Source organism: Mycobacterium colombiense, assembly GCF_001953985.1.
Taxonomy (GTDB): Bacteria; Actinomycetota; Actinomycetes; order Mycobacteriales; family Mycobacteriaceae; genus Mycobacterium; species Mycobacterium colombiense_B.
In genome coordinates, this window is record NZ_MBEI01000010.1 from 1 (window position 1) to 8,045 (window position 8,045).

5 protein-coding genes are annotated in these 8,045 nt (G+C 63.1%); all 5 read left to right on the forward strand.

Annotated elements, in window-relative coordinates; translation table 11 throughout:
• Positions 1-1,005: thioesterase domain-containing protein (locus A5732_RS02640; RefSeq protein ID WP_253188985.1), on the forward strand; the 1,005-nt coding region annotated here is incomplete at its 5' end.
• A 25-nt stretch (positions 1,006-1,030) separates the two neighbouring features.
• Positions 1,031-1,894, forward strand: coding sequence for an aspartyl/asparaginyl beta-hydroxylase domain-containing protein (locus A5732_RS02645; RefSeq protein WP_216351562.1), 864 nt, complete (start codon positions 1,031-1,033; stop codon positions 1,892-1,894).
• 10 nt (positions 1,895-1,904) lie between these two features.
• Positions 1,905-3,413 (forward strand): MFS transporter, encoded by a 1,509-nt coding sequence (locus A5732_RS02650; protein ID WP_076100474.1) that lies wholly within the window; start codon positions 1,905-1,907, stop codon positions 3,411-3,413.
• 542 nt (positions 3,414-3,955) lie between these two features.
• Entirely contained in the window at positions 3,956-4,183 is a 228-nt protein-coding gene (locus tag A5732_RS26835) for an MbtH family protein (protein ID WP_064885382.1), read from the forward strand.
• On the forward strand, positions 4,167-8,045 hold a 3,879-nt coding region (locus A5732_RS02660), incomplete at its 3' end, for a non-ribosomal peptide synthetase (RefSeq protein ID WP_253188986.1). The genes A5732_RS26835 and A5732_RS02660, both read left to right, overlap by 17 nt.

Genomic DNA, 8,045 nt, shown 5'->3' on the forward strand with positions numbered 1-8,045 from the left:
GAAGAGACCCTGGCCGGCATCTACGCCCAAATACTCGGCCTCGAGCGAGTCGGAGTCGACGACTCCTTCTTCGACCTAGGCGGAGACTCCCTATCCGCAATGCGGGTGATCGCCGCGATCAACAGCACCCTGAACGCTCACCTTGCGGTGCGCACCTTATTCCAGGCGCCGTCGGTGAGAAGCCTGAGCCAGCAGTTGGGCCAAGCTGCCAGCGAGGTGGAAGTAGTCCCGGTTGAGTTCCTCAAGCAGGGCGCCGGACTTCCGCTGTTCTGCATCCATCCCGCGAGTGGGCTGGTCTGGCCGTATTACGCGCTGGGCAATTATTTGGACTGCCCGATCATTGGAATTCAACAAACCCCGCAAAATGGGGAGGTCGAACCTGCGTCGATCCTCGATATGGCGAAAACCTATGCCGACCGGATCCAAGCGATTGATCCTACCGGGCCCTACAATCTGCTCGGCTGGTCTTTCGGAGGCGTCGTCGCCCATGAAATTGCCATCGAGCTCCAGCGACGCGGATGCTCAATTGCGCGTCTCATCCTTCTCGATGCCTTACTGATCAACGAAAGCAGTGATGTCCCGAATAGCGCTGCTTTGGTCGAACAGGCGCTCGAAGAAGTTTTGCGGTTCTGTCGAGTGGATATTCCCGATCAGGAAGCGCCGCTTACCTATGAGCGGGTAGAAGAACTACTTCGCGAACGAGGGTTTGTCGACTTTCCTCGATACAAGCCGCTACTCGAACTGATTGTAAGAAACGACGATACGAACATCGGGTTGGCGCGAGCCCACGAACCCGGTGTCTTCAACGGTGACGTAAACATATTCGCTGCTGTGCTGGATGAGGGCGATCAGAGTATGCAAGATTGGCGACCTTATGTCACTGGCAACATCAACAGCTACCCGATCGCATGTATGCATCAAGAAATGATGAGTACCGAATCACTTGTCCTGTATGGCCAACTACTCAAAGCTCTATTAGAAACCGAAGGGGCGTGCATAGAATGATTGCCGCGAAAGTGCTTACCCGGATTTGGGCAAGATCGACATCACACTCAGAGAGGGGCTAGGCTCCATGCAAAAAATCGAAAAGGATTTGTTCGGTCGCGTTGTGGAGAGCGAGACGCAGCGGCAAGGATTCTTGTTGCGAACGCGCATCTGGCTCTACCAATTCATACAAAACATGTTCTTCGGGTTTGAAAACTTCATTGGGCGCGCCTCGATTTACGGCGACCACGAGTTTTTCGATCCCAAAGACTTTCCCTGGGTCGGGGCGGTCGAGGCTGATTGGCGCAAGGTCCGTGAGGAGCTCGATGCGCTTCTGCCCTATGCGGCGGACATCCCTGCCTTCCAGGAACTCCAGCCGGCCCAGAAGGCGCTCACCCAAGACGACGGCTGGAAAACTTTCTTCTTCTACGCCTACGGTCTCAAGGCGCGGGGGAATTGCCGCCGCTGCCCGGAGACAGCCAAGCTCCTGAAGCAGATGCCGGGCATGAAGACCGCGTTCTTTTCCATCCTCGCGCCCGGCAAGCACCTGCCGCCACATCGTGGGCCCTGGAAGGGTGTGCTCCGCCTCCATCTCGGGTTGCTCATTCCCGAGCCGGCCGAGAATTGTGCCATCCGAGTCGGGACGCAGACCCGTCATTGGCAGGAGGGCAAGGTGATGATCTTCGATGACACCTTCGAGCACGAGGCCTGGAACCGGACGGACGGGGTACGGGTGATCCTTTTCGTCGACATCATGCGGCCGATGCGCTTCCCGGCGAATCTAGTGAACTCGGTGTTCACGTCGGTGATCGCGATGCCCTTCGTGCCTCTCACCGGCCTCGCCGGCAACTATCTTCGCTGGGAAAAGCGGTTCGAGGCCCTCGTCAATCAGGGCGCCCCGGCGAAGTAGCGGTTTGAAGATGTCTACCGAACCGACCACCCTGCACCATACGAAGAGATACCGCCTTCCGGCTTTCCTGCGGTCTCGCCGGTTCGCCGTACTCGTCGCGATCGGCGGCATGCAGCTGATGGTGGCGATGGACGGGCCCGTCGCGATCTTCGCGCTGCCCAGGATCCAGAACGAGCTGGGCCTGTCGGATGCCGGGCGCAGCTGGGTGATTACCGCCTACATGCTGACCTTCGGTGGCCTGATGCTGCTGGGCGGCCGGCTGGGTGACACCGTCGGCCGCAAGCGCGCATTCATTGTCGGGGTCGCGCTGTTCACCTTCGCCTCGACGTTGTGCGGCATCGCCTGGGACGGAAGCACGCTGATATCGGCACGGCTGCTGCACGGCGCGGCCGCGGCAATCATCGCGCCGACCAATCTGGCGCTGATCGCGACCACGTTCCCGAAGGGGTCGACACGCAATACGGCGACGGCGGTGCTCGGTGCGATGACCGGTCTCGGCGGAGTGCTGGGCCTGGTGGTGGGCGGGGCGCTCACCGACGTGTCGTGGCGGCTGGCGTTTTTGGTGAACGTACCGATCGGGCTGGCGGTTATCTATCTCGCCCTCATCACGCGGCAGGAAACGGAGAAGGAGCGGATGAAGCTCGACGCCACCGGGGCGGTACTGGCGACGCTGGCCTGTACCGCCGCCGTGTTCGGTCTCTCGATGGGCCCGGAGGTGGGGTGGCGGTCCGCCATCACGATCGGTTCAGGCGTGGTGGCTCTGGCGGCTTTCGTGGCGTTTGTCCTGGTGGAGCGCACCGCCGAGAACCCCATCGTGCCGTTCAACCTGTTCCTCGACCGCAACCGGTTGGCCGCGTTCGCGGCCACGTTCCTTGCCGGTGGGGTGTTTTTCACCCTGACCGTGCTGGTCGGCCTGTACGTGCAGACCATCATGGGCTACAGCCCGCTGCACGCCGGCATCGCCTTCATCCCGTTCGGCGTCGGGGTCGCCATCGGGGTAGCTGTGGCGTCGAAGATGGTGATGTGGTTCCCGCCGCGGGTGGTGGTGATCGCCAGCGGCAGTCTGATTCTGGTCGCCACGCTATACGGCGCGACACTCAACGCCAGGATCCCGTACTTCCCGAATCTTCTTTTGCCGCTACTCATCGGCGCTACTGGTCTCGGCGCGATCTTCGTCCCGCTCACACTGTCGGTGATCGCCAGCGTCGGCTTCGACCGTATCGGGCCCACATCGGCGATTTCAGTGATGCTGCAGACCTTGGGAGGACCGCTGGTTCTGGTCATAGTCCAGGCCGCCATCACGTCGCGCACACTATCCCTGGGCGGCACTCTCGGTCCGGTGAAGTTTATGAACGCCGCCCAGTTGCATGCGCTGGACCGCGGCTACACCTACGGAATGCTGTGGCTGGCTGGGGTAGTCGTGCTGCTCAACGCCGTGGCGCTGCTGATCGGGTACACCGCCGCCCAGGTGGCCCACGCGCAGGAAGTCAAGAAAGCCATCGACGCCGGGGAGCTGTAGCCCGCAGTCGGCTACGTGTCTACGACCGCCGACGAGACTGCTTGTCGCAGTCCCGAGGGTGTCGGACGTCTCTACCGGATATTCGCGATGCTCGGCGTCAAAGAGCAGGTGCCACTGGCTTATCCACTTACCAATGTGAAACAGGCGCAGGGCAAATGACGAGTGTTGCCCGCCGCACGGCGTGTCCGGCAACCGCCCTGACGGTCGTAGGGACCCAGGTCCGAGCCCCTGCGTAACGGCCAATAGTCGGCACTTTCGACGAAACGCGCTGTCGCAGAATGCAATCCGCGCCAGCACGCGCATCTTTGGAGAGCGTTTGCCTGTCACTACGCAAGCCACTCTGTCGATTTGCGCTCACCACTCGATGTACGCGAAGTGACTACGCTACCCGGCTTGATAAGCCAGACAGCGGGTTTGAAACGCATAACGCTCGGGGTCATGCAACGGCCGGGACCGTTGCCGGGCTAAGCCCTAGAGCAACTGGGCGAAATAGCTAGTGCAGCGAACTGTTCGACCCATGCCAAGCGAAATTTGGAGGACCGGTGAGTACCAACCCGTTCGATGATGACAACGGCAGCTTCTTCGTCTTGATCAATGACGAAGAGCAGCACAGCCTGTGGCCGGCGTTCGCCGAGATTCCAGCCGGCTGGCAGATGGTTTACGGCGAAGCGGATCGTCCTGCGTGCCTGGAGTACATCGAGCAGAACTGGGCCGACATCCGTCCGAAGAGTCTGCGCGAGAGGTTGGCAGGCCGTGGTTTTGATCGTTGAACCGCGCGGGCAGTCGGCGGATCCCGACGCCCAGGCATACCCGCTGACGCGCGGACAGCTAGGCATTTGGCTTGCGCAGGAAACGGGTCAACTCGGCACTGAGTGGCAGCTTGGCCTGTTCGTCAAAATCGACGGCAGGGTAGACCGTGATGCCCTCCAGCGGGCGATCACCCAAGCGGTCCACGAGGCCGAGGCATGCAGGGCCGCCTTCTTCCAGGTGGATGGTCAGATTCTCCAGCGGCCGATCGACTACCCGGATGTCGAGCTGGCCTTCTATGACCTGAGCGGCTCGGACCATGCCGAGCAGGAAGCCCACGAACGAGCAGCCGAGATCCAACGCACGCCGATGCCGTTCAGCGGCCCGCTGTTCAAATTCGCGTTATTCCAGACGCGGCCCGACGAATATTTCTGGTTCGTCTGCAGCCACCACATAATCGTGGACGGAACCGGCATCGGCCTCGTAGGCCGCCGGATTGCAACTATCTACTCTGCAATTGTTTCTGGCACGCCCATTTCCCCCGCGTTCTTCGGTTCGCTGCAGGACCTGGTGAGTAGCGAGTCGGAATACGAAGCGTCCACCGATTATCTGGAAGATCAGGCCTACTGGAGCGAGAACCTTCCCCAGAAAAACGGACCGGATTATCGGGTACCTCAGGACGCGAGCGATCAGGATTCGTATTGGCCTTCTGAGCCAGTTCAATTGGACCCGTTCGTCGTCGGCCGAATCAAAGAACTAGCCAAAAGGTTGGGTATCCGTCGATCATCGGTCCTCACCGCGGCCTGCGCGCTGTTGGTGGGTGGGTTCGACGCTGACGCTTCAGAGGTGGTGCTCAACTTCCCGGTCAGCAGGCGAATGCATCCGGCCTCAAAGCTGCTTCCCGGGATGCTCGCCGGGGTGGTACCGCTGGTCTTGAGGGCGTCGCCGGAATCGTTAGTCGGCGATTTCTGCAAGCACGTAGACACGCGAGTACGAGAAGCGCTGAAACATCAGCGATTTCCGGTGCACCTGCTTGAGGGTGACGGTGATGTTCGCGGCCTCGGGCGGGCGGCAAATCGCGTCGTCCTGAATTTCGTGCCGGCCAGACTGACCCTGGATCTCGCTGGTGTTCCGGCAACCGCGACCTACACCACTTTTGGCCCGATAGGTCACTTTGGGCTGTTGTTCTACGGCGTCGGTGACGAGCAGCTTTTCAGCACGGCAGGTGCCGGGCAACCGTTTTCGGATTTTGGCCCCGCCGATTTAGCGCAGCGGTTGGAGCGGCTGTTGGTGGCGATGACCGCCGACCCGTCCCGGTTGCTGTCGTCGATGGACGTGCTGGATGCCGGTGAGCCTGCCCGGCTGGATGGGTGGGGCAACCGTGCGGTGTTGACCCAGCCGGCGAGCACGCCGGTGTCGATTCCGGCGTTGTTCGCCGCACAGGTGGCCCGCACCCCGGAGGCGGTGGCGCTGGTATGCGAGGGCCGATCACTGACCTACCGTGAGCTCGATGGCGCGGCCAATCGGTTGGCGCACCTGCTGATTGGTCACGGCGTGGGCCCGAATGCTTCTGTGGCGCTGCTGTTTCCGCGGTCGGCCGAGGCGATCGTGGCGATCTTGGCGGTGCTGAAGACCGGGGCGGCCTATCTGCCGATCGACCCGGCGCTGCCGGCGGCCCGGATCGAGTTCATGCTCACCGACGCTGCGCCGATGGCCGCAATCAGCACCACCGAGCTGGCCGAGCGGTTCGATGGGTTTGACCTAATTGTCATCGATGTCAATGACGAGGCTGTGGAAGCGCAACCCAGCACAGCGGTCTCGGTCCCGGCCCCTGACGACCTTGCCCACATCATTTACACCTCGGGCACCACCGGGGTGCCCAAAGGCGTGGCCGTCACGCACCACAATGTTGCGCAGCTGTTCGACTCGCTGCAGATCGGCGTGGAGTTGAAGCCGGGACAGGTCTGGACGCAGTTCCACTCCTATGCCTTTGACTTTTCGGTATGGGAGATCTGGGGCGCGTTGCTGCACGGCGGGCGGCTGGTGGTGGTACCCGAGTCGGTGTCTCGTTCGCCGCAAGAGTTCCACGCCTTGCTGGTCAGTGAAGGCGTAACGGTGCTGACTCAGACTCCGTCTGCGGTGAGTGTGCTCTCGCCGGAGGGGCTGGAGTCGGCGGCGTTGGTGATCGGCGCCGAGCCGTGCCCGCCGGAGTTGGTGGATCGGTGGGCGCCGGGGCGGGCGATGGTCAACGTCTACGGTCCGACCGAAACCACGATGTGGGCGTGCAAGAGTGCGCCGCTGACCGCGGGATCGGGATTCCCGCCGATCGGTTCGCCGGTGACGCGGGCGGCGTTTTTCGTGCTCGACGAGTGGTTGCGTCCGGTGCCGGCCGGGGTGGTCGGCGAGTTGTATCTGGCCGGTGAAGGGGTCGGGGTCGGCTATTGGCGTCGGCCTGCGTTGACCGGATCGCGGTTTATGGCATGCCCATTCGGGAAGCCCGGGGCGCGGATGTATCGCACCGGGGATCTGGTGCGATGGGGTGCCGATGGGCAGCTGCAGTATCTGGGCCGCGCCGACGAGCAGGTCAAGATCCGCGGCTATCGCATCGAGCTCGGCGAAATCCGTGCGGCCCTAGCCGAATTGGATGGGGTGGAGCAGGCGGTGGTGGTCGCGCGTGAGGACCGCCCCGGCGACAAGCGCCTGGTCGGCTATGTCACCGGAACCGCCGATCCTGCCGAGCTGCGGAGCGCACTGGCCGAGCGGCTACCGGAATATATGGTCCCGGCCGCCGTGGTGGTGTTGGACGCGCTGCCGTTGACGGTCAACGGCAAGCTCGATACCCGTGCCCTGCCGGCACCCGAATACGCCGAGACCGATGGCTACCGTGCCCCGGCCAGCCCCACCGAGGAGATCCTGGCCGGCATCTACGCCCAGGTACTCGGGCTCGAGCGCGTCGGTATCGACGACTCCTTCTTCGACTTGGGCGGGGATTCGCTGTCCGCGATGCGGGTTATCGCCGCGATCAACGCCGGCCTGGATACTCACCTTGCGGTGCGAACGTTGTTCGAGGCGCCCACGGTGGCCCAGTTGGTGCCCCGTATCGGCACCGGTGGGGCTGGGCTGGAGCCGTTGGTGGCGGTGGAGCGGCCGGCGGTGGTGCCGTTGTCGTTTGCCCAGCAGCGGTTGTGGTTCATCGACCAGTTGCAAGGGCCTTCACCGGTTTACAACATGGCGGTGGCGTTGCGGCTCAGCGGGCGGCTGGATGCCGACGTGTTGAGTGCGGCATTGGCCGATGTGGTGGGCCGCCACGAGAGCCTGCGCACCCTGTTCATCGCCCCGGACGGGATCGCCCGGCAGCTGGTGGTGCCCCCCGAGCGAGCCGACTTGGGCTGGCAGGTCGTCGACGCCACCGGCTGGTCGGCAGAACGGCTCGAGGAGGCCATCGATCCCACAGTGCGTCACCCGTTTGATTTAGCCACCGAAATCCCCTTGCGGGCAACGCTTTTCCGGGTCGCCGACGACGAACACGTGCTGGTGGCCGCGGTGCACCATATCGCCGCCGACGGCTTGTCGATCGCCCCGCTGGTGGCCGATCTGGGGGTGGCCTATGCCAGCCGGTGTGCCGGGCAGGCCCCGGGTTGGGCGCCGTTGGCGGTGCAGTATGCCGATTACACGCTGTGGCAGCGCGCCCAGTTCGGTGATCTCGAGGACAGCGACAGCCGCATCGGCGCGCAGCTGGCTTATTGGGAGCAGGAGCTGGCCGGGATGCCCGAGCGGTTGGCATTGCCCACCGATCGGCCCTACCCGACGGTGGCGGATCAGCGCGGCGCCAGTGTGGCCGTGGAGTGGCCGGCCGAGCTGCAGCAGCAAATTCGTCGGGTGGCC